The organism is Haloferax sp. DFSO60 (assembly GCF_046557615.1).
GTDB lineage: Archaea > Halobacteriota > Halobacteria > Halobacteriales > Haloferacaceae > Haloferax.
This window is the reverse complement of record NZ_JBKIII010000001.1, coordinates 906,814-927,552: the sequence shown is the minus strand read 5'-3', so window position 1 is coordinate 927,552 and position 20,739 is coordinate 906,814. Positions and strand designations below refer to the sequence as shown.

Genomic DNA, 20,739 nt, shown 5'->3' with positions numbered 1-20,739 from the left:
CCGGAGTTCGCCGGGTTCGGGCCCGCGCCGTGTTACCGACGCGGGGGCCGAAGACGGGTCCACCCGTGGCTAAAAGGGAGTACGCATACGCATCGAAGTCGAACCCGTCACGGTCACACACGGACAGAGACAGTGGATAGAAATAAAAGACGCGCCTCGAAGACGGCGAAAAAGCACCTCCAAGGTGCCTCAGTCTTTAACCGTCACGCCGCCGAAGGCCGAGAACCCAGTCACGACGAGGTCCACCGATTCGTGGGTCAGTTCGGTCCGCGGTCGCTCGTCTTCGGCCCCTGCGAAGAGCGGGAGGACGTCGATTTGGACGTTCCACTCTCTCGGGACGGAGATTTCGATGCCGCCGAAGAGCGAGGTGACGTTCAGTCGCGCGGGCATCGAGACATCGGTCACGTCGCGGAGGTCTAAGTCGATGCCGCCGAAGATGACCGTCGCGTCGCCGCCGTCGAAGCGCCCGGTCGTGACTCGGGCCTCTCTGCCGCCGAAGACGGCGATGAGGTCCACTCGGTCGCCAGTAATCGGTTCGACGCGCGAGCGAAGTCGCCCCAGTGCGACCGAGAGACCGAAGATGACGATGAGTACCGGCCAGTACGAGAGTATCTGCGAGGCCGTCACGATATCGAGCGCGACGACCTGCCACGCGGTCGCGAGGGTGATGAGGATGAGCGGGCCGCCAACGTTTCTGAATCCGCTGGCGACGAGCGCGTACAGGCCCGCGACGATGAACAGCGACGGGACGTATCGGAGTAACTGGCTCGTGTCGTAGAGACCAGTGGTGTTCGCGAGCAGTGCGAGTCCAAGGATGACGATAGCGCCACCGAGGACGACTTGGTTGGAAATGCGTCTGTAGGCCATACTAGAGCTACGCTGTCAGCGAAAATAATCAGCGAACGCGGTTCTCAGAATCGTGGGACCGTGACTCTCAGACTCTCTGTCTCGTTCGTGTCTGACGATTCAGACAGTGATGCCAATCGCCGCGAGGCCGACGACCGTCAAGACGAGACGGCCACACGACCCGATGAACGTTGCGGCGGCGAACTTCAAGTAGTCGTCTTCGAGAATCGAGAAGGCGTAAATCGAGAGCGTGTCGGGAAAACCCGGGACGCACAGTGCGACTGCAAGCCCGGCGTATCCCCATCGCTGGGCGATTTCGACGGTTTTGCGCTCCGACCAGCCCATCACATCGACGGGCAGTTTTTCTAACAACCCTTCGACGATACCCGATTCTTTCGTCTCGCGGCCGAGGTAGAACGCGAACACGCTTCCTGCGGCCTTTCCGACGCCGCTGACGAAGATGATGATTCCGACGACGGCCGCCCGAGGCAGGCCGAGGTTCAACGGGGCCGCGAGAACGATTTCGCTCACGCCGGGGAGTGCGAACGCGATGAGAAACGAGTATGCGAAAATAATCGCCAGACCGAACCACCCAGTCGCGGTCTTGACGAGTGCCGAGAGCCACGAGAAATCAGGGTAGATACTGAGTGGGAGAGTTCCAAACGTTGCACACGCAGCGAGCGTCACACTGGATGCTCACAAGTGTGGTATTGTAAGCTTTCAGGTTTTGGCTAGTTACGAACTGGCTGGAGACTATCGAGGTCTGATAGGAACGCGCGCAACGACTCTCGCGTCACGTGCGGCATACAGACGATACGGAGTTCACCCGATGCGGTCCGCGAGATACGCCAGCCGAGGTCGCGGAGCGATTCGAACTCTGACTCCGGCAACTCGGCGGCGACGAGCGGGAGTTCGGGTTCGACAGCGTCGTAGCCACGAGCAGTGAGTTGCTCGTACAACCACTCGGCGTTCGCCTGCTGTGTCTCGTACACCTCACGATAGCCAGTCGGCCACAACTCGCGCATGGCGGCGGCCGCAGACGCGACGCCAGCGCCGCTCCGCGTACCAGTCAGACTCGCCTGCGACGTGGATTCGAGATACGGCGTGTCGATGGCGAGCGCATCGAGTACCTCACGCTCGCGGAACAACAGGCCGCCAGCGGGGACGACTGCTTGGCCGTACTTGTGTGGGTCGATGGTCATCGAGTCGATGGGTGCGTGGGCGAACGACCACTCGTGGTCGGTAAAGGGGAGGATAAAGCCGCCCCACGCGGCATCGACGTGCATCAGCGCGCCCGCGTCGTGGGCGATTTCGGTGAGTTCGGGAATGGGGTCTACGCGTCCGAACTCGGTCGTTCCGGCGACGCCCGCGACGACAATCGTATTGTCATCGACAGCGGCGCGAACGGCCTCGGTGTCGGCGCGGTAGTCGTCGTCCACGGGGACGATTCTGAGCTCGACGCCGAGGACGTCGGCGGCTTTCTGGAAACTGAAGTGAATACTCTCGGGGGCGACGACGTTCGGGTCGTCGCGCGAGAGGTAGTTTCGCGCGGCACGCACTGCTTGGATGTTGGCTTCGGTCCCGCCGCTCGTGATGTAGCCGTGGGGAGTTTGAAGCCCAGTAATCTCGGACAGGTATGCGAGAGCGTCCTCTTCGAGTGCGGCCACAGCCTGATAGGTTGCAGGGTCACCCGGGTTCGTCGCCAAAAAACGCTCGGCGGCGCTACGGGCGGCAGGGTGTGGCTTCGTGCACATCGACGAGAGAACGCGGTCGAATGTTTGCGGTGCCGCGCGCTGCATGTCTCTTTCTAAAACAACACCCAGTATATCGGTTCCGCTCCTGTGCGAGCCAAAGACTCACCTGTGGGAGAGACTATCCAAATTTGAAGAAAAATTACGTTCCGGGGTCTGCGACGAATCTCGACTCGTTCAGCGAACCGAATCGAGGATGAGACGCTGTTCGACGCGCTTGACTTCGTGCTGGACGTCGCGGACGGCGTCGATGTTGGCTGAAATCGAGCTAATGCCCTTGTCCACGAGGAACTGGACCATCTTCGGCTTGGAACCTGCTTGCCCACAGATACTCGTCTTCACACCGAGTTCGCGGCACGTCTCGATGGTGTCGCCGATGAGTTTGAGGACCGCGGGGTGGAGTTCGTCGTAGATTGGCGCGACGTGTTCGTTGTTGCGGTCAACTGCGAGCGTGTACTGAGTGAGGTCGTTCGTCCCGAAGGAAGCGAACTTGATGCCTGCGTTGGCCATATCGCCGACAGAGAGCGCCGCGGCGGGCGTCTCAATCATCACACCCCACTCGCGCTTGTCTGGGTCGATACCGGCTTCGACCATGTACTGCTTGGCGCGAATCACGTCCTCTGCGTCGTTGACGAGCGGGAACATGATTTCGAGATTGTCGTACCCCAGCTCGTACAGGCGTCGGAACGCGGCGAGTTCGAGCTTGAAGATGTGTGGGTTGTCGAGGCCGCGTCGGATTCCACGGTAGCCGAGCATCGGATTGTGTTCGCGCGGTTCGTTCTCGCCACCTTGCAGTTGGCGGAACTCGTCGGTCGGGGCGTCGAGGGTGCGGACGCGAACCGGGCGCGGGTAGAACTCTTCGGCAACCTCGCGGACGCCCGAGATGATTTCGTCGACGAACTCCTGCTCGCTGTTGTCTTCGATGTAGCGTTCGGGTGTCTTGCCGAGCGTCAGCACCATGTGTTCGATTCGGAGCAATCCAACGCCATCTGCGCCGGTTGCGGCGGCGCGCTCTGCGGCTTCTGGGATGGAGACGTTGACTTTGACCTCCGTCGCCGTCATCGGCTTGACGGGCGTCTTCGGGCGGGCGTCTTCGACGGGTTGGCGCTGTTTCTCTTCGGGTTCTTCACCCTCGCGGATGGTTCCCTTGTCGCCGTCGATGGTGATGACGTCGCCGTCTTCGATGGTCGATGTCGCCGTACTCGTGCCGACGACTGCGGGGACACCGAGTTCGCGCGAGACGATTGCGGCGTGGGAGGTCATGCCACCCTCGTCGGTGACGATACCGGCGGCGCGTTTCATCGCGGGCACCATGTCGGGCATCGTCATCTTGGTGACGATGATGTCGCCGTCGGCGACTTGGTCGAGGTGGTCGAGTTTCGTGACGATGCGTGCGCGACCGGAGGCGATGCCGGGGCTTGCGCCGAGTCCACGGAGGAGCATATCGTTGTCTGAGGAGGTTTTAGATTCGCCGTTTTTGGCTTTCATGTCGTCTTCGGAGATGGTCGTAATGGGACGCGATTGGAGCATGTAGACTTCTCCATCGTAGACCGCCCATTCGACGTCTTGTGGCGTTTCGTAGTGGTCTTCGACCAGTTCGCCGAGTTCGACGAGACGGCCGACTTCGCTCTCGTCGAGGACGCGAGCGTGGCGCTTCTCGTTGGGAACTTCCATATCGACGGTCTGGCCCGAGTCGCTGTCGCGGATGCACATCGTCTTCTTGTCGGCGATAGTCGCGGTTTCGACCTCGCCGTTTGCGCGATTCACGACGTAGTTGTCGGGCGAAACCGTGCCGGAAACGACGGCCTCACCGAGTCCCCACGCCGCCTCGATGATGACCTGCTTTTCGCCAGTCGATGGGTGGCGCGTGAACATCACGCCGGACTTCTCGGCATCGACCATCTGCTGGACGACGACCGCGATATCGACCTTCTCGTGTGGGAAGCCCTTCCGGTTGCGATAGTAGATTGCACGCTCGGAGAAGAGCGAGGCCCAGCACGCTCTCACACGGTCCAGAAGCTCTTCCTCGGTGACGTTGAGGTACGTGTCCTGCTGTCCTGCGAAGGATGCATCGGGAAGGTCTTCGGCGGTTGCAGACGACCGCACTGCGACGAAGGCCTCACCGTCCCCAATCTGACGATAGGCCTCCAGAATCTCGGAGCGAACAGCCTCGGGCATCGGCGTGTTCGTGATGAGGTCGCGTGCCGTCTCGTGGGCCGCCTTGAGTTCGGCGGAGTCTTCGTGGTCGATATCCATCGCCGCGAAGAGTTCCTCGTCGATTTCCGCCTCTTCGATGAAAGAACGGTACGTGTTCGCTGTCACGACGAACCCCGGGGGGACGGGAAGCCCCGCGGTGGTGAGTTCGCCCAGCGACGCGCCTTTGCCGCCGACCAGTTCGAGGTCGTCGGCGCCTACGTCGTCCAGCCAGACTACAGCCATGTGGTACTCGTATTGTCTCTCAGTGCAAGTAAGAAGTTTGCGACTAACACAACCGTGAATAAAAACTCACTCAATCTTGAGTATGCAATTGATGTTTTAGTTCTCTGTGGCGCGAAATTCACTCACTGCGCCGCGTTCGACCGTGCTCTTCGCAGAGAATTTCACCCGTCTCTGGGTCGAGATAAAATGACGTGCCAGGCTCAATGGTCGCACTGCACACGGCACATCCGTCGTCGTGACGGAGGAAATATCTCCCTTCTGCGCGCCCGGTCTCTAACCGACCTGTGGTCACTGCAATCCGGGTTAGTCCCTCCCCAATCTGCGTTCGGGCAGGTGAATCTGCTTCCTCGAAACGAATTGGCCGCATGCAGACCAGTACGCGGACTGCGGCCAAGAGTGTGCCCGACGCGTCCGCGTTCTCGGACTGTCCGCGAACGCCGATATTCCGGTAAGCGACTCTGTCCAGCGAGGGGTTCTTTAGCGTTCGTACCCAGTAACGTCACGTGCTTCCGGAGTGGTTCTTCCTGCTCCCACCGTGGCTAATTGTGGGTCTCGTGATGGGGGCAATCGCCTCGGTTGTCGTCGCTGGCGTCTTCGTCGTTGGTGGTCGTCTCTTTCCCGAACCGCCGCACGTGGGCGGCCCCCGAGTCGACGGTTCGAACCGGCGGCGAATAGAGATACGCGAGTATCTCCGCGCTATCGGCGAGCAGTTCGTAGAGGACCACACGGTCTCCGGCGAAGAAGTGGCGTTCTTCCTCCCCATGCGAAACGTGGCAATCACCTTCGACGCACAGGCCTTCTTCCGCCTCGAACGACAGGGTATCTTCACCGTCTTGTGCGAATACGAGATGCCCGGACGCCACCTCGGACGACGACTCCCGTTCGAAGTTCCCGAACTCGAACCCGAATTAGACGACTTGGACGACCCCATCAGTGAGGCGTTCGACCGACTCGGCCTCGACCCCACGGCGACACCGACCGCGGTTCGAGACGCCTACCGGGCACGCGTCAAGACTGCACATCCCGACCACGGCGGCGACCAAGCGCGTTTCTCACGACTCCGTGAGGCCTACACCGTCGCACGTGAACACGCGGAAGCAGAAAACTAGGCGTCGGTTTTAGGCGTCGATTCGGTTACTTAGGCGTCGGTTACGTCGAACTGCACACCAGCATCGCGGAGCGTGTCTGCGACTCGCCCCGCAACATCGACGCTGGCGACGACGACGACATCGAGCCCGCGAGCGGCGGCATCGGCCGCGACCTCGCCCGGTGCGAACCACGTCGTCAGCGACACGTCGGCCTGTCGGCACGCGACGACCGCTTCGATGCCGCCCGCGACGACGATATCTGCGCCTCCACAGGTCGCTGTGAGTGCGCCACTATCGAGTTCGTCGCTCCCGCCGACGCGCGCAGACGGTACCTGGAGAATCTGGACGCGGCCCGGTTCCATCTCGATGATGCCCTCGAATCCCGTGACGCTCACGTCGTCGCCCGCGTCGCCGCCGGTGGTCGCGACGCCAATCGCTGGCCCGTCGCTTCCGGGTGTCGCGTGCAGGAGTCCCTCTTTGAGCGACAGCGTGACCGTCTCGCCCGACTCCACGCTATCGGTGAGGATAGCAGCGTCTTCGTTGACGCTTTCGAGGACGTCGTTGGTGACGTGTTCGGCGACCCGCTGGAGCGCGCGTGCTTCTTTGAAGAGCCAATCGACGCCTTCCTTGGTGACGCGATAGCGCGACCGGCCTTCTTTTTCGACCAGTCCATCGTCGATTAGGGCACGAATATACTCTGAGACTGCTTGGCTCGTGACGCCGACGGCCTCGGCGATTTCGCCTTGGCTCACCGCGGGTTGTCGGTCGGCGATTTCGGCGAGGATACGAAAGCGGGTTGCTGTGCGCTTGTCCTCGAGGGCACCGCTCATATCTGACCTGTAGACCGTATTTGTAAAAAGGCCGCCGCTCCCGTCGCTCGCTCGAAGCCGATTTATCACGTGCAACCGTGGTGTGTCTCGTGCGACGCCTCGTCTTCCGTGACCGCGCCGTCTACCTCCCCGACGCGGACGCACTCGTGGTTGCAGATATCCACCTCGGTCGCGCCGACGCCTCAGACGTGGATTTCCCACTTGGCGAGCGCGCCGACCTCACGGACCGACTCGCCGCCCTCTGCGAACGGTTCGACCCCACAGAAGTCGTCTTCGCGGGCGACGTCCTCCACCGATTCGAACGTGTGAGCGCCCGCGACGTAGAATCGCTTGACTCGGTTCTCGAAACGTGCCGCGGCGCAGATTCGACGCCGATACTCGTCGCCGGAAACCACGATACGATGCTCGACTCGGTGTGCGACGATTCCGTCCACGACTCCTACCGACTGTCGGACGAAACCCTCGTCGCGCACGGCCACGAGGAACCCGAGGAGCGCGCACCCCTCTACGTCGTCGGCCACGACCACCCGACGCTCGACATCGAAGGGCGAACTCGGCCCTGTGCGCTCTACGGCCCGAAATGCTACCGCGGCGGCGACGTACTCATGCTCCCCGCGTTCACGCGCCTCGCCGCTGGTGTCACCGTCAACGGGATGTCGGCGGCGGATTTTCAGTCGCCGTTCGTCTCCAATTCGGGTGTGCTTCGGCCATTCATCCGAGACGACGACGCCGACGAGACGCTGACGTTTCCGCCGCTCGAGAAATTGCGTCGGTATCTCTGAGTGGACGAGAGGAAAATACGTCCTGTTGTTTCGCCCGTAGTAAATTCAACCATTTTTGAATCAGTGCGACATCTGGTCTAGATGCCGGGTGACTCTGACAGTAACACTGGCGTCTTGCATAACCGAGATGCCCGCTCGGTTGGGACGTGGTGTGGGGATGCCCTCACCTTTGTACGAATCTGCTGATTGTTTCAACAGAACTACATCCCAAATTATGACAGGTCGTCTCGAATCGCGTCCGCCGCTTCTTTCCCGCTTCGCATCGCGCCGTGAATCGACGACCACGCGGTGTAATCTCCGGCGAGATACGCCCGGCCAACCGGGTCACGAGTGTCCGGCAGTGAGTCGTGGATGCCCGGTGGTTGGGCGAACTGGGCGAACTCGATTCGACTCGTGTGGAGGAGTTCGAGGTCCGAGACGTACCGGTCGGGGTACCACGCTTCGAGGGTTCGACGGGTCTGTTCGAACAACTCGTTGTCCGACTGCGAGAGCGCATCGTCGCCGAGGAACGTCGCGTTCAACAGTTGCATGTCGTCGGGAGCGTACTCGGGAGCGACCGTCGAAAGCGGGGCCACGGTGTTCGGTTCGGCACCCGCCGCGTTGAGCATGATTCGCTTGCCGGTGTCGAGTGCTTCCGACTTCGGGAGGGTGTAGTATTGGGTGACACACGAGCGCGCGTCGGTCGGAATCGTGTCGATTCCGGTCAACCTCTTTGCTTCCTTCGGGTCGGTGGCGACGACGAGCGCGTCGGCTTCGATGGTCTCCGATTCGGTTTGGACGATGACGCCCTCGTCGGTGCTGTCGATTGCTTCGACGTACTCGCCGAGACGAATCGTTGCACCCTCGTCGCGGGCGGTGTCGGCGAGTTGCTCCGGAATCGCCTGCATGCCTGCGGCGGGGACTGCGGTCGAACCCGCACCGAGCATCTTGAAGGTGTATTCGAAGACGCGCTTTGACGAAGAGAGCGAGCGGTCGAGCGTGATGCCGCCGTAGAAGGGCGCGACGAAGTGTTCGATGTAGTCGTCGGTAAAGCCCCACTCGCGGAGGTAGGACTCGATACTCCGGTCGGGCGACGCGAAGATTTGCGCTTCGCTTCGGGTACTCACATCCTGTCGGAGCGCGAGCGTTCGGAGTTTGTCCGTCGTCGTCACCTCGGGAGTGCGAAGTGAGTCGATGAGGCTTCCAGGTTCGCGAAGTGGGTCAGAGAGTACCGAGCGACTGCTCGGGCGGCAAATCGTGGCTCCGGGCGAGAATCGGCGGAGGTCGAGTGCATCGAGGTCCAACTCGCGCCGAACCGACGGATAGGCGGTAAAGAGTACCTGAAACCCGCGGTCGAGCGTGAAGCCGTTCTTCGTTTCGGTTCGAACACGGCCTCCAACCTCGTCGCGCGATTCCACGACGGTCACGTCCCCTCCGTCGGCGGCGAGGTTGCGGGCAGCCACGAGTCCTGCAAGGCCCGCTCCGGCGACCACGATGTGGCTATCGTCCATACGCTCTTCTGGGCCGGACGTGACAAAATCCCTGCGGGTTCGACCACATCGCCCGACGGGAAGGGCTTAGTTTCTCCCGTCAAAACACCGGGTATGCAACTCGCTGATGCGTTCTCTGGGCTGGTCTGTACCGAAACCGGAACCGACTACGACGCGTCTACGACCGGGCTGAGCGAGGCTGACGCACCGCTGGACCCACAGTACGACCTCGATTCGGTCGATTGGGACGCCGAAACGCTCGGCTCGCGGCGATTCGACACGATGTGGCGATACCGCGAACTGCTTCCATTTTCGGACCCCGTGACGGCCAACGAAGGTGCGACACCACTCGTCGCTGCGGACGAACTCGGCGACGAAGCGGGCGTCACACTGCTCATCAAAGACGAAGGCCGCAACCCGACTGGAACGTTCCTCGACCGCGGCTTTTCGCTCGCACTGACCGCGGCACGCGAATCCGACGCCGAAGTCGTCGCGCACGCCTCGCCCGGCAACGGCGCGCAGTCGGCGGCCTCTTACGCGGGCCTCATCGACGTTCGCTCCTACGGATTCGTTCCCTCACGCTCGCCGTTCCCGAACAAGGCGATGGTCAACGTCCACGGTGGGCAGATGAAGGTGGTCGGTGGGCGCTACCCGAATGCGCTCGCCGCCGTCGACGACAAACTCGCCGCCGACTGGTACACGCTCCAAGAGTTCGACAACCCCTTCCGCCACGACGGCGCGAAGACCATCGCCTACGAGATTGCCGAACAACTCGACTGGTCCGCCCCCGATTGGGTCGTCACCCCCGTCGCAACCGGCGAACTCCTCGTGGGCGTCCACAAAGGATTCCGTGACCTCGTCGCACTCGGCTTGCTCGACTCGATGCCTCGTCTCGTCGCCGCGCAACCTGCGGGCTGTGCCCCGGTTTCGACCGCGTGGGAGTCCGGTTCCGACGAACCCGAACCGTGGAACCAACCCGACACTATCGTCGGCGAGTTGGAGATTCCAGACCCCGAAGGTGGGGCGTTGGCGCTCGCAGCGCTCGAAGAGACAGACGGACTCGCGGCCGCCGTCAACGACGATGACGCGCTCGAATCGGCAGTCAAGGCCGCACAAACTGCGGGTGTCGAAGTCGGAACGGCCGGTGGTGTCGGTCTCGCCGCCGTCTGGGACCTCGCAGCCGAGTTCGACTCGGACGATACCGTGGTCGTCGTCAACACCGAATCTGGCACGAAGAACGCCGACATCTTGCGTAGTCACCTGATGGGACAGGGCGTCTGAGGAGGCGACACGGCTGGTAGTCCGCCGAGGTTGCTACCGATTCGCACGTTTTTCTCCACCAGATATTTGTTTTAGACGCCTCTAATTTCGACCATGTTGAGCGACGTGATGGAGGATTATCTCAAGGCCATCTACACGATTCAGATGGAACAGGGACCGCCGGTTTCGACCTCCGCCATCGCGGAGTACCTCGGAAAGACGCCACCGACGGTGACGAGTATGCTCGGGAAACTCGAAGAGCGTGGCCTCGTCGAACGGGAGAAGTACAAGGGGTCGGAGTTGACCGAGGAGGGCCAGACGGTCGCGCTCGAAGTGCTTCGTCACCATCGTCTGCTCGAAGCCTATCTCACCGAGCACCTGGATTACTCGTGGAGCGAAGTCCACGAAGAGGCCGACGCACTCGAACACCACATCAGCGAAGAGTTCGAACGCCGTGTCGCCGCCGCACTCGGCAACCCGACCGTAGACCCCCACGGCGACCCGATTCCGAGTGCCGACCTCACGCCGCCGGACTCAACGTCGGCGGCATTGCTCTCGGAGCATGCGGTGGGTGACAAGCTCGTCGTCACGCGCGTGAGCGACCGCGACCCCGAAGAACTCGAATATCTCTCCAATGCAGGGGTCACGCCCGGAACGACCATCGTCGTCACCGACGTTGCACCCTTCGGGATGGTGACGGTCCGCCCAGAGGGGACCGAGAAAGAACAGAGCCTTCCAGAGTCGGTTGCACGCCGGATTCGCGTCCGTGATGTCGAAGACGAACCCGAACCTGACGAGGAGGTGCCGCCCGCATAATGGCATGGGGCGACATCCTCGTGGTCGCCTTCATCTCGCAACTCGCCGTCCTCCCCGGCGAAAAAGTACAGTTTATCATCGCCGGACTCTCGACTCGCTACGACCCCAAAGTCGTCGTTCCGGCCGCTGGCTCGGCGTTTGCTGGGTGGACTGCGCTCGAAATCGCCTTCGGGTCTGCGCTCCAGACGGCACTTTCACCGGTCGCACTCGATGCGCTGACCGCCGCACTATTCCTCCTCTTTGCGGTGCTGTTAGCCCGGTCTGCGCCGTCGCCAGAAGCGGCGCAAACTGATGGCGGACTGGCCGCTCTCGATACGGAACCGACGGTCTTCGGCTACGAGCTATCGACACACGGTCTGGGTGGGTTCGTCCCGATTTTCACGATGATGGCCGCGGGCGAGTTCGGTGACAAGACACAACTCGTCACGATTGGACTCGCCGCGCAGTACGGTGCGTCCTCGGCGATTTGGGCGGGCGAGATGCTTGCTATCATTCCCGTGAGCATCGCTAACGCCTACTTCTTCCATCGCTTTTCGGACCGGTTCGACGTACGGAAAGCCTACCTCGGTGCGGCCGCCCTGTTCGCCTTCTTCGCGCTCGACACACTGCTCGCAATCGTAACCGGGTTCTCCGTCTGGGAGACGCTCGTCGGCACGCTCGCCGACGCACTCGTCGCTCTCGTCTGACTGCCCGTTTCGGGGTGCTTTTCAGGGTTTGTCGCTCACACACATCCAATGTCTACACTCTTCGGGTCGCTCGCCGCTGGCCTGGTGTTCGGCGTCGCACTCGCCGCTCCTCCGGGGCCGATGAACGCCGTTATCGCCGAGGAGAGCGTCGTTCGAGGGTGGTCAGCAGGTGCGCGCGCCGGGTTCGGCGCGATGTCTGCCGACGCCCTCTTTATGGTCCTCGCTTCTCTCGGCTTGGTTACCTTCGTCGAACAGTTCCCCACACTCCGGGCCGCGATGGTCGGCATCGGAGGACTTCTCATGCTCTATTTCGCCTACGGTGCGGCACAGGAGACGGGTTCGACCTTCCGAGAGGCCGCCGACCCCGACACCGACAGCGCCGGATTCACGAAGGCGTTCCTCCTCGCGCTGACGAACCCCTACCAGATTCTCTTTTGGCTCACTATCGGCGTCGGATTGCTCAAATCCGGAACCGTTGACGTGCTTTCGCACACGCCCTACCTTGGGTCGTCGCTGGCGAACCTCGTCGTGGTCGAAACTGGCAGTCCAGCACTCATCGTCGGTTTCTTCGGTGGGATTTCGCTCTGGGCGCTCGGGTTTCCGGCGACGCTCGTTGCTGCCGAGCGCCGTGTCGATTCGTTCGCTCCCGTCGTCGCAGGCGTGAGTGCTGTCGTCCTCGGTGGGTTCGGCGTCGTCTTTCTGTGGGACGCCGTACAGACGCTCGTTTTCGCCTGATACACCCACGTCGTCGCCTCCCTCTATTTGAACCTTCGTCGGCGAACGACGTCTGACAACTTCACGGAGAGGAGAAACACTATGAACGGTCCCGCGCCATTCTCGCTCATGTTCGACAAATCGACGTGGATCAAACTTCCACGGAACGTCCTCATGGGTCATGGCGTTCTCGACCAACTCGGTGAGGCCGTCGACGAACTCTATCTCTCTGGACGGCCGCTCTTGGTGACGAGTCCATCACCCGAGCGTATCGCAGGCGACCGAATCCGCCACCAGTTCGACGGTATCGACTCTATCTCGATGGAGCGCGCGAGCTTCGAAGCCGTCGAGAACGTGGTCGAATACGCCAAAGAAATCGATGCAGGCTACCTCATCGCCCTCGGCGGCGGCAAGCCAATCGACATCGCCAAGATGGCCTCTGACCACCTCAACTGCGGATTCGTCTCGGTCCCAACGGCGGCAAGTCACGACGGTATCGTCTCCGGGCGCTCGTCGATTCCAGAGGGTGACACTCGTCACTCTGTCGCCGCCGACCCGCCGCTGGCCGTCGTCGCCGACACGGAACTGCTCGCCGAAGCGCCGTGGGAACTCACCACCGCTGGCTGTGCAGACATCATCTCCAACTACACCGCAGTCAAAGACTGGCAACTCGCCCACCGCCTGCAAAATGTGGAGTACTCCGAGTACGCAGGCGCACTCGCACAGATGACCGCAGAGTTGCTCGTCGAGAGTGCGGATTCGATAAAGCCGGGTCTCGAAGAGTCGGCGTGGCTCGTGACGAAGGCGCTCGTCTCCTCTGGCGTCGCAATGTCTATCGCCGGGTCGTCGCGTCCGGCCTCCGGTGCCGAACACCTCTTCTCGCACCAACTCGACCGCCTCGCACCGGGGCGTGCCCTCCACGGCCACCAAGTCGGTGTCGGCGCGATTATGACGGAATACTTCCACAGCGGCGAGCGCGGCGACTGGCGGAACATCCGCGACGCGCTCTCGACGATGGGCGCGCCGACGACGGCGGACGAACTCGGCATCGACGACGAGACGATTATCGAGGCGCTCACCACCGCACACACGATTCGTGACCGCTACACGATTCTCGGCAACGGCGTAAGTGAGGCGGCGGCTATCGAGGCCGCGACGATTACGGGCGTTATCTAAACCCACCTTTTTCCGGTTCGGGTTCGCTCTGCTCGTTCGTCACGGTACGATAACGGGATGATTCTCCCAGCCCACTCACTGGCCGAAACCCGAAAAGGCAAGACGAATCCTTTCTAAGACCTGCCTATGGCAACTGTGAGTGCCGACAATCCAATCAAGGAACACCCCGCGGCGACGACGGCCATTCTCTCTGTCGTCGGCTATGCGCTCGTCGTTGGAACCTTCCTCGGATGGGTCCCCGGTACTGTCTTTCCCGACCTGACGCTCGAACAGGTGAACCTCTTTTCGGACGCAATCGCGGTGATAAACACGGTCAACGTCGTCGTCATCGCGCTCGGTTGGCGGTGGATTCGCCGCAACGAAGTCCGCAAACACGCCGCGGCGATGATTACGTCGTTCGCCCTTATCCTCGTCTTCCTCGTCCTCTACTTGACGAAGATTGGTGGCGGCGGAACCAAGGAGTTCGTCGGCCCGGCGTTCGCGTACTACCCGTACCTTGCGATGCTGGCGATTCACATCATCCTCTCTATCGTCTCGGTTCCGGTGGTCCTCTACGCACTCGTCCTCGGCCTCACACACACCGAACAGGAACTTCGAACGCAGACACCGCACCGAAAAGTTGGCCGTATCGCCGCGTCGGCGTGGTTGCTCTCGCTCGTCCTCGGCGTCGTCACCTACCTGCTTCTCAACCACGTCTACGGATGGGAGTATTCGGCTTCGGCGGCGAGTCAGGCGGCGATGACGCTCGTCGCGCCCGCGATTGGGTTCTAAGCGACTGCGACACTCCTTCGACTGACCGAGATTCGACTGTCAGCTTCGACGCCACACGGCCGCGAAAGACGTGGATTTTTATCGCCCGACGTAGTGGCGACGAATATGCGAGTCGCACTCGTCTCGATGTTGACGCTGAACCACGAGGAGACGGGAGCGACAGTTCGGACTCGGCGGACCGCCGAGCGACTTTCTGACCGCGGTCACGACGTCGTCGTTCTCTGTGCGCAGTGGTGGGACGGCGAGATTCACGAGTTCGACCACAACGACGTCACCTACCGCGCGGTGACGACTACACCGTCTTCTGGAACGTTCGCTTCGAAAGTCCCCTTCGCCCTCCGCGAGGTCAAACCCGACGTGATTCAGGTCGTCAACTGCCCGCCATCGCACGTGACGGCAGTCAAGACTGCGGCGCGATTCCTCCGGGTACCGGTCGTCGTGGACTGGTGGAGCAAGGACGACCGGGGGAGCGCGCGCGCCTATCGACGCGCAGCGAAATCTCCCGACGCGGTACTCGTTCCGAGCGAGATGATTCGCACCGAAGTCCGCGAACTCGGAACGAAGAGCGACGACGTCCACGTCGTTCCCGAACCAATCGACATGGACCTCGTTCGGGACTCGGATATCGACAATCGCGCGGACATCGTCTACGCCCGCGACTTGGACGAACACGCGAACGTCGAGAGTTTCCTGCTCGCACTCGCTGAACTCCGCGATAAGAACTGGCGCGCGGTCGTCATCGGCGACGGACCTGAGCGACATCGGGCCGAACAGACCGCCCGCGACTTGCGAATCGACGACCGCGTGTCGTTCCTCGGCGACCTCTCGGCACAGGAGACCGTCCCGATTCTGAAAGGCGCACAGGTGTTCGCCCAGACGGCGACGTTCGAACCGTTCGCCACGAATCTCCTGTGGGCACTCGCTTGTGGGTGTATCAGCATCGTGGAGTACCAAGCCCGTTCGTCGGCCCACGAACTCGTCGAGGGACGCAAACGCGGCGTCCTCGTGACGAGTCCGCAGGAACTCGCCGACGAGATTGTCACCGCCAGTGGGTTCGACCACTGGACGATAGACGGCGACTTTTCGAGCTACGATTACCGAAGCGTCATCGCCGAGTACGAACGCGTCTACAAAGAAGAAATCGACGACTACGGCTTTTTCTAGTCGGTCTCCCGCCGTCTCGAGTCGTCAGTGAGTGCTGTTGCTCATCGCGGAAAAACGAAAGAAGAAGACGAGTGGTTACTCGTCGATTTCGTAGTCGCCGCCGTACTTCATGAAGAAGTAGCCGAGGCCCAGCGTTGCAATCATCGCGAAGGTAGCCGCGATGCCCAGCGACTTTGCGCTGCCCGGAACTTGCGGGATGTCGGAGCCGCCGCCACCGCCGACTTCGACGGTTGCGACGTCGGGGCCGACTGCGACTGCGCCGTGCATACCGAGTGCCTTGTGCGGTTCACAGAAGTACTTCGTGATGCCAGCGTCGGCTTCTTCGAAGGTGTATTCGTAGGTCGTTCCTGCTTCGGCGACTGGTGCGCCAGAGTCGAGGCTTGCGGGGCCTTCTTCTGGTTTGACGTTGTGGCCGCCACCTTCGCCGGTCCATTCCCACGTCACGGTCGTTCCGGGGTCGACCCAGATGCCCGCGGGGGCGAATGCGAGTGCGCCGCCGTTGCCTTCTGCGCCCACTTGAACGGTCACTTCGCTCTGTCCGCGAAGGTCTTGGTAGCCACCGTCGATACCGTCGAGCCAGCCGCCAAAGTCGGGTTCTACGGTCTGCGCCGCGGCCGTACCGGAAGCGGCGGCAACCGCTGCACCGCCAGCGGCCGCCCCGAGGAACGCCCGCCGAGACATATCCACGTTGCCGTCGGTCATGTCCGGCGCTTAGTGTGGGCGTGTAGTGAATACTTTGGTTCGCGTCTGCCAGCAAAGTGTGACACTCTGTCCTCCCGCGAACGCTGAAAAATCCGAAAATCGAGAGAAAGTCGCTTACAGCGTGTAGTCGAATTCGCCCGTCTCGCTGGTTAAGAAGGCCGTCAGGAGGTCGATGTAGGCATCGACGTCCTCTTTGTGGACGCTCTCGGTCACCGTGTGGAGGTAGCGCGTCGGCATCGAGATGGCGCCGACCGGCTTCGCGCCGTAGGTGTTCTGGAAGCCACCCGTGTCCGTGCCGCCCGCGGGGAGCAGTTCCATCTGGTAGTTGATGTCGTTCTCCTCGGCGACGTTGCGGAGGCGACGGTGGACCTTCGGGTTGGCAATCGCGCTGGAGTCCTTGAGCTTGATTCCTGCACCTTCACCGAGCTGGGTGACGTAATCTGCGGGCTTGAACCCGGGCACGTCGTTGGCGACGGTGGTGTCGAGGCCGAGTGCGAGGTCCGGGTCGAGGTCCACGCCCAACGCTTGTGCGCCGCGGAGGCCGACCTCTTCTTGGACGGTCGCGGCGAAGTGAATCGTCACGTCGGGGTTCTCGATGCGCTCTGCGGCTTCGAGCATCGCAAAGAGACAGACGCGGTCATCGAGCGCCTTGCCCGTGATGTGGTCGCCCATCTCGACGGTGGTCTGTTCCATCGTCACGAGGTCGCCGACGGAGATGTTCTCTTCGACGGTCTCTCCGTCGAGACCGAGGTCCACGTGTACGTCCTCGACTTTCATCTCTTTCTTGCGCTGTTCTTCGGTGAGTGTGTGCGGCGGGACAGAGCCGATGACGCCGGTGTAGTCGCCATCCTCTGCGTGGACGGTGACACGCTGTGCCTTGAGGACGCTCGGGTCCCAGCCACCGAGGGCGTCGAGTTGGAGGAAGCCCTCTTCGCTGACGTGGCGGACCATAAATCCGATTTCGTCCATGTGGGCGGCGACGGCGACTTCGTAGTCCGAACTGCCTTCGATGGTGCCGACGACGTTGCCCATCGCGTCGATGCGAACACTGTCGGTCGATGCTTCGAGTTCGTCGCGGACGAGTGCGCGAATTCGGTCTTCGTAGCCGGGGACACCGCTCATCTCGGTGAGTTCTTTGAGACGATTGAAATCGAAGTCCATGATTATCCATGACGCGGGGGTGCTGATAAGTCCTCTAATCTCGGGTGAATCAGCCGGTTCGTTTTCGTCCCTCTGAATGCGTCAAAACAACGTGCGACAGCCGTGCTAGAACTAACCACACGTTGTTGGTTGTTCCGGAATATTTTTCCACCTTACTAGTATCGTACATGGTATGTCAGACGTTGAATCTCAACTCCGCGAGCAGTTCACCGACGCATTCTCCAACGCAAGCTACCCCGTGAAGAACCAGATGTCGCTCGTCCCCGCGCTCCCGCAGGGTCCAGGTACGAAGTTCAAAGCAGACGACGTGACCATCACCGCGATGGAACTCGCCGCCAAACTCGGCAAGCACCAGGACTTCCCGTACGAAGACGTCGAGAGTCTCGTCGATGACATCATCGTGGGACTCAAGAAAGAAGACATGATCTGAGGCGTCTCTCTCATCTACCCGCACTGTGACTGATACAAAAAACGTACTGTGGTCGCGGTGGGTCGACCGATTCGTCGACACCGACGACCCGATTCCGCTTTTCGAGACGGCGAGCGACGGCACTGTCGAGACCATCGAGTACGGGCGAGACGGGAGACGTATCCTCCGCCGTGGCGAGCGAATGGAGCGACGACTCCGTGACGCAGGTGCCCGCGTCGTGGCCGACCACGAGCGCCGAGGTCAAACGTACGAAGGACTCGTCTACATGATGTACACCCTCGACGGGGAGGAAGTCGTTCCACGCTATCTCGGCAAATGCGGCAAATTCGGTGCCTCCGGGACGGCTCTCAATAGTAACCTCAAAAGTATCGAGACCAACGACGGGAAACTCGCACGCTGGGGCTACGGGCGGTATTACCACTTTGGCGATTTGTCGGCGGCGATGTTCGACGAACAGGGAGTGAAGAAGTACGACCGGTGGATTACCGACCTCTTCGCCGCCACGGACCCACCACGACTCGACGAACAGGTGTACTTCTGGGTCGAACCGTGGGAAGTCGGAACCGAAGGTCCGTACCCGGACACCCATCCGTATCTCGAAGAACTGGAGTACCAACTCATCGGCATCGCGTTCGAGCAGTTCCCCAACCGGCTGTTGAACACCGAAGGCGTCCCTATCAACCCCGAGGCATACGCCGAAATGCGGGGGTGGACCGACAGCACCGACACGCGCCTCTCGGACTTCTGACACCCAAATGGATTTCTCTGTCTCCGCCCAATCAGTGGCAATGCGAGCCTACGATATCGAGCGCTATCTCCACATCAGAAGCGCCTACGGCGCGTCGTTCGCCCCCGGCGGCGAGCGCATCTCGTTTCTCATGGACACCACGGGTGTCCCGCAAGTCTGGACGCTCGACGAACCCGGTGCGTGGCCCGAACAGCAGACGTTCTACGACGAGCGCGTCACCTTCGCCTCGTGGTCTCCCGAGAACCCAGAACTCGTCTTCGGGATGGACGAAGGCGGCAACGAGCGCGCACAGTTGTTCCGCCTCGAACCCGACACGGGCGTCATCACGAACCTGACTGCAACGCCGGATGCGAAACACCGGTGGGGTGGGTGGAGCCACGACGGCGAGCGGTTCGCGTTCACCTCGAACCGCCGCGACAACGCCGTCTTCGACGTGTACGTCCAGGGCCGCGACGAAACGGGCGACGAGGCTGAACTCGTCCACGAGGGTGACGGGTGGCTCTCGCTCGGTGGCTGGTCGCCTGACGACTCGAAACTCATCGTCCAAGAGGCCTACTCGAACTTCGACCAGGACGTGTACGTCCTCGATATCGACTCCGGTGAACTCTCACACATCACGCCGCACGAGGGCACCGTGCGCTACCAGAGTCCCTCGTGGGGGCCAGACGGCGAGAGCATCTACATGGTCTCCGACCGAGAGAGCGACACGCTCGAACTCGTTCGCTGTGACCTCGCCACGGGAGAATTCTCGCTCGTCGAATCCGGCGGCGACTCCGAAGTCGAAGGCGTCGGTATCGACCACGAATCGCGGCGCATCGTCTACTCACGCAACGTCGAGGGCTACACCGAACTCACCTTCGGCGAACTCACCGCGCCCGACCGAATCGACACGTTCCCCGCCCCCGACATCCCGAAGGGCGTTTCGGGCGGGGCCTCGTTCTCACCGGACGGCAACCGTGCGGCCATCACCGTCACTGCGAGCGCGAACACGGCGAACGTCTACGTACTCGACGTGACGACCGGTGAGACGACGCGCTGGACGCACGCGGCGACCGCAGGCATTCCCGAGGACTCGTTCGTCGCGCCCGAACTCATCCACTACCCGACGTTCGACGGGCGCAAGATTCCGGCATTCTTCACGTTGCCCGAGGAGTCACCCACCGGTGAGACGCCGGTCATCGTGGACATCCACGGCGGGCCGGAAGCACAGCGAAGGCCGTCGTTCTCGTCTGTCAAGCAGTACTTCCTCTCGCGCGGGTACGCCTACTTCGAGCCCAATGTCCGCGGGTCAGCAGGCTACGGTAAGGCCTACGGCCACCTCGACGACGTTGAAAACCGAATGGACTCGGTCGCCGATATCGAGGCCGCTGTCGAGTGGCTCCACGACCACCCTGCCGTTGACCCCGACAAACTCATCGCCATGGGTGGGTCCTACGGCGGGTTCATGGTCCTCGCGTCGATGACCGAATATCCCGACCTCTGGGCCGCGGGCGTCGATATTGTCGGCATTGCGAGTTTCGTCACGTTCCTCGAAAACACGGGCGACTGGCGGCGCGAACTCAGAGAGGCCGAGTACGGGTCGCTCGAACACGATAGAGAGTTCCTCGAATCTATCTCACCGCTCAATAACATCGACAAGATTCGCGCGCCGTTGTTCGTCCTCCACGGCGCGAACGACCCGCGCGTGCCCGTCAGCGAAGCACACCAACTCGTGGAGAAAGCACGCGGCCACGTGGAGGTTCGAGAGCGTATCTTCGAGGACGAGGGCCACGGCTTCTCGAAGTTGGAGAACCGCATCACGGCGTACTCGGAGATTGCGGAGTTCTTGGACGAACACGTTGGGACGAATCAGTCAAGCGACTAGCAGTATTTGTCCTGATTTTCCGTTAGAGTCAAACCGGGCGAC

The 20,739-nt window shown here is 61.7% G+C and carries 21 protein-coding genes; 12 read left to right on the top strand and 9 right to left on the bottom strand.

The features are described 5' to 3' along the window. Positions 1-189: 189 nt before the first annotated feature. The 5 genes from ACK509_RS04865 to ACK509_RS04845 form a co-directional block, all read right to left on the bottom strand. Entirely contained in the window at positions 190-867 is a 678-nt protein-coding gene (locus tag ACK509_RS04865; protein ID WP_410765366.1) for a LiaF transmembrane domain-containing protein, read from the bottom strand. A gap of 99 nt (positions 868-966) precedes the next feature. After that, positions 967-1,533, bottom strand: coding sequence for a YqaA family protein (locus tag ACK509_RS04860; protein ID WP_410765365.1), 567 nt, complete (start codon positions 1,531-1,533; stop codon positions 967-969). 44 nt (positions 1,534-1,577) lie between these two features. Then, positions 1,578-2,645, bottom strand: a complete 1,068-nt coding sequence (gene mfnA, locus ACK509_RS04855; RefSeq protein WP_410765364.1) for a tyrosine decarboxylase MfnA — start codon at positions 2,643-2,645, stop codon at positions 1,578-1,580. 129 nt (positions 2,646-2,774) lie between these two features. Beyond that, positions 2,775-5,036, bottom strand: coding sequence for a phosphoenolpyruvate synthase (ppsA, locus tag ACK509_RS04850; RefSeq protein ID WP_410765363.1), 2,262 nt, complete (start codon positions 5,034-5,036; stop codon positions 2,775-2,777). 118 nt (positions 5,037-5,154) lie between these two features. Then, positions 5,155-5,403, bottom strand: a complete 249-nt coding sequence (locus ACK509_RS04845) for a hypothetical protein (protein WP_410765362.1) — start codon at positions 5,401-5,403, stop codon at positions 5,155-5,157. Between the two features lie 136 nt (positions 5,404-5,539). Between ACK509_RS04845 and ACK509_RS04840 the strand changes: the two genes are divergently transcribed. After that, complete coding sequence (locus tag ACK509_RS04840) at positions 5,540-6,145, top strand: J domain-containing protein (protein ID WP_410765361.1); 606 nt, start codon at positions 5,540-5,542, stop codon at positions 6,143-6,145. 29 nt (positions 6,146-6,174) lie between these two features. Here the strand turns inward: ACK509_RS04840 and ACK509_RS04835 are convergent, their stop codons facing one another. Beyond that, a complete protein-coding gene (locus tag ACK509_RS04835) occupies positions 6,175-6,954 on the bottom strand; it encodes a winged helix-turn-helix transcriptional regulator (RefSeq protein ID WP_410765360.1) in 780 nt (259 codons plus the stop codon). An 89-nt stretch (positions 6,955-7,043) separates the two neighbouring features. Between ACK509_RS04835 and ACK509_RS04830 the strand changes: the two genes are divergently transcribed. Further along, positions 7,044-7,736 (top strand): metallophosphoesterase, encoded by a 693-nt coding sequence (locus ACK509_RS04830; protein ID WP_410765359.1) that lies wholly within the window; start codon positions 7,044-7,046, stop codon positions 7,734-7,736. Positions 7,737-7,948: 212 nt separating this feature from the next. Here the strand turns inward: ACK509_RS04830 and ACK509_RS04825 are convergent, their stop codons facing one another. Beyond that, positions 7,949-9,226, bottom strand: coding sequence for an NAD(P)/FAD-dependent oxidoreductase (locus ACK509_RS04825; RefSeq protein WP_410765358.1), 1,278 nt, complete (start codon positions 9,224-9,226; stop codon positions 7,949-7,951). Positions 9,227-9,319: 93 nt separating this feature from the next. Here ACK509_RS04825 and ACK509_RS04820 point away from each other — a divergent pair, with 93 nt between their 5' ends. The 7 genes from ACK509_RS04820 to ACK509_RS04790 all read left to right on the top strand — a co-directional run bounded on the left by ACK509_RS04820 (position 9,320) and on the right by ACK509_RS04790 (position 15,792). Beyond that, positions 9,320-10,486, top strand: a complete 1,167-nt coding sequence (locus ACK509_RS04820; RefSeq protein WP_410765357.1) for a threonine synthase — start codon at positions 9,320-9,322, stop codon at positions 10,484-10,486. 93 nt (positions 10,487-10,579) lie between these two features. Continuing rightward, positions 10,580-11,281, top strand: coding sequence for a metal-dependent transcriptional regulator (locus tag ACK509_RS04815; protein WP_410765356.1), 702 nt, complete (start codon positions 10,580-10,582; stop codon positions 11,279-11,281). Continuing rightward, complete coding sequence (locus ACK509_RS04810; protein WP_410765355.1) at positions 11,281-11,967, top strand: TMEM165/GDT1 family protein; 687 nt, start codon at positions 11,281-11,283, stop codon at positions 11,965-11,967. Before ACK509_RS04815 ends, ACK509_RS04810 begins: the two co-directional genes overlap by 1 nt. An 84-nt stretch (positions 11,968-12,051) precedes the next feature. Then, on the top strand, positions 12,052-12,702 hold the full coding sequence (locus ACK509_RS04805; protein WP_410766251.1) for a LysE family translocator: 651 nt from the start codon (positions 12,052-12,054) through the stop codon (positions 12,700-12,702). A 108-nt stretch (positions 12,703-12,810) separates the two neighbouring features. After that, a complete protein-coding gene (locus ACK509_RS04800; protein ID WP_410766250.1) occupies positions 12,811-13,857 on the top strand; it encodes an NAD(P)-dependent glycerol-1-phosphate dehydrogenase in 1,047 nt (348 codons plus the stop codon). 126 nt (positions 13,858-13,983) lie between these two features. After that, on the top strand, positions 13,984-14,628 hold the full coding sequence (locus ACK509_RS04795) for a DUF420 domain-containing protein (protein ID WP_410765354.1): 645 nt from the start codon (positions 13,984-13,986) through the stop codon (positions 14,626-14,628). 105 nt (positions 14,629-14,733) lie between these two features. Then, positions 14,734-15,792, top strand: coding sequence for a glycosyltransferase (locus ACK509_RS04790; RefSeq protein ID WP_410765353.1), 1,059 nt, complete (start codon positions 14,734-14,736; stop codon positions 15,790-15,792). Positions 15,793-15,867: 75 nt separating this feature from the next. On the opposite strand, the gene ACK509_RS04785 is transcribed toward ACK509_RS04790, so the two are convergent. Beyond that, positions 15,868-16,494 carry a halocyanin domain-containing protein gene (locus ACK509_RS04785; RefSeq protein ID WP_410765352.1) on the bottom strand — a complete coding sequence of 209 codons (627 nt, stop codon included), beginning with the start codon at positions 16,492-16,494 and terminating at the stop codon, positions 15,868-15,870. Positions 16,495-16,608: 114 nt separating this feature from the next. Beyond that, on the bottom strand, positions 16,609-17,655 hold the full coding sequence (locus tag ACK509_RS04780) for a M42 family metallopeptidase (RefSeq protein ID WP_410765351.1): 1,047 nt from the start codon (positions 17,653-17,655) through the stop codon (positions 16,609-16,611). Positions 17,656-17,827: 172 nt separating this feature from the next. Between ACK509_RS04780 and ACK509_RS04775 the strand changes: the two genes are divergently transcribed. Genes ACK509_RS04775 through ACK509_RS04765 form a run of 3 tightly spaced genes read left to right on the top strand, consistent with a single transcriptional unit; the run spans position 17,828 to position 20,697 of the window. Beyond that, a complete protein-coding gene (locus ACK509_RS04775) occupies positions 17,828-18,085 on the top strand; it encodes an MTH865 family protein (protein ID WP_410765350.1) in 258 nt (85 codons plus the stop codon). A gap of 25 nt (positions 18,086-18,110) precedes the next feature. After that, positions 18,111-18,833 (top strand): hypothetical protein, encoded by a 723-nt coding sequence (locus tag ACK509_RS04770; RefSeq protein ID WP_410765349.1) that lies wholly within the window; start codon positions 18,111-18,113, stop codon positions 18,831-18,833. A gap of 40 nt (positions 18,834-18,873) precedes the next feature. Continuing rightward, positions 18,874-20,697, top strand: a complete 1,824-nt coding sequence (locus ACK509_RS04765; protein ID WP_410765348.1) for a S9 family peptidase — start codon at positions 18,874-18,876, stop codon at positions 20,695-20,697. Positions 20,698-20,739 lie beyond the last annotated feature (42 nt).

What these genes read in the sequence shown, in the direction of transcription:
- ACK509_RS04800 (WP_410766250.1), top strand. Translation starts at nt 12,811, where the DNA reads ATGTTCGACAAATCGACGTGGATCAAACTTCCACGGAACGTCCTCATG.
- ACK509_RS04825 (WP_410765358.1), bottom strand. Translation starts at nt 9,226, where the DNA reads ATGGACGATAGCCACATCGTGGTCGCCGGAGCGGGCCTTGCAGGACTC.
- ACK509_RS04795 (WP_410765354.1), top strand. Translation starts at nt 13,984, where the DNA reads ATGGCAACTGTGAGTGCCGACAATCCAATCAAGGAACACCCCGCGGCG.
- ppsA (WP_410765363.1), bottom strand. Translation starts at nt 5,036, where the DNA reads ATGGCTGTAGTCTGGCTGGACGACGTAGGCGCCGACGACCTCGAACTG.
- ACK509_RS04845 (WP_410765362.1), bottom strand. Translation starts at nt 5,403, where the DNA reads ATGCGGCCAATTCGTTTCGAGGAAGCAGATTCACCTGCCCGAACGCAG.
- ACK509_RS04775 (WP_410765350.1), top strand. Translation starts at nt 17,828, where the DNA reads ATGTCAGACGTTGAATCTCAACTCCGCGAGCAGTTCACCGACGCATTC.
- ACK509_RS04790 (WP_410765353.1), top strand. Translation starts at nt 14,734, where the DNA reads ATGCGAGTCGCACTCGTCTCGATGTTGACGCTGAACCACGAGGAGACG.
- ACK509_RS04865 (WP_410765366.1), bottom strand. Translation starts at nt 867, where the DNA reads ATGGCCTACAGACGCATTTCCAACCAAGTCGTCCTCGGTGGCGCTATC.
- ACK509_RS04785 (WP_410765352.1), bottom strand. Translation starts at nt 16,494, where the DNA reads ATGACCGACGGCAACGTGGATATGTCTCGGCGGGCGTTCCTCGGGGCG.
- ACK509_RS04835 (WP_410765360.1), bottom strand. Translation starts at nt 6,954, where the DNA reads ATGAGCGGTGCCCTCGAGGACAAGCGCACAGCAACCCGCTTTCGTATC.
- ACK509_RS04815 (WP_410765356.1), top strand. Translation starts at nt 10,580, where the DNA reads ATGTTGAGCGACGTGATGGAGGATTATCTCAAGGCCATCTACACGATT.
- ACK509_RS04810 (WP_410765355.1), top strand. Translation starts at nt 11,281, where the DNA reads ATGGCATGGGGCGACATCCTCGTGGTCGCCTTCATCTCGCAACTCGCC.
- mfnA (WP_410765364.1), bottom strand. Translation starts at nt 2,645, where the DNA reads ATGCAGCGCGCGGCACCGCAAACATTCGACCGCGTTCTCTCGTCGATG.
- ACK509_RS04820 (WP_410765357.1), top strand. Translation starts at nt 9,320, where the DNA reads ATGCAACTCGCTGATGCGTTCTCTGGGCTGGTCTGTACCGAAACCGGA.
- ACK509_RS04780 (WP_410765351.1), bottom strand. Translation starts at nt 17,655, where the DNA reads ATGGACTTCGATTTCAATCGTCTCAAAGAACTCACCGAGATGAGCGGT.
- ACK509_RS04765 (WP_410765348.1), top strand. Translation starts at nt 18,874, where the DNA reads ATGCGAGCCTACGATATCGAGCGCTATCTCCACATCAGAAGCGCCTAC.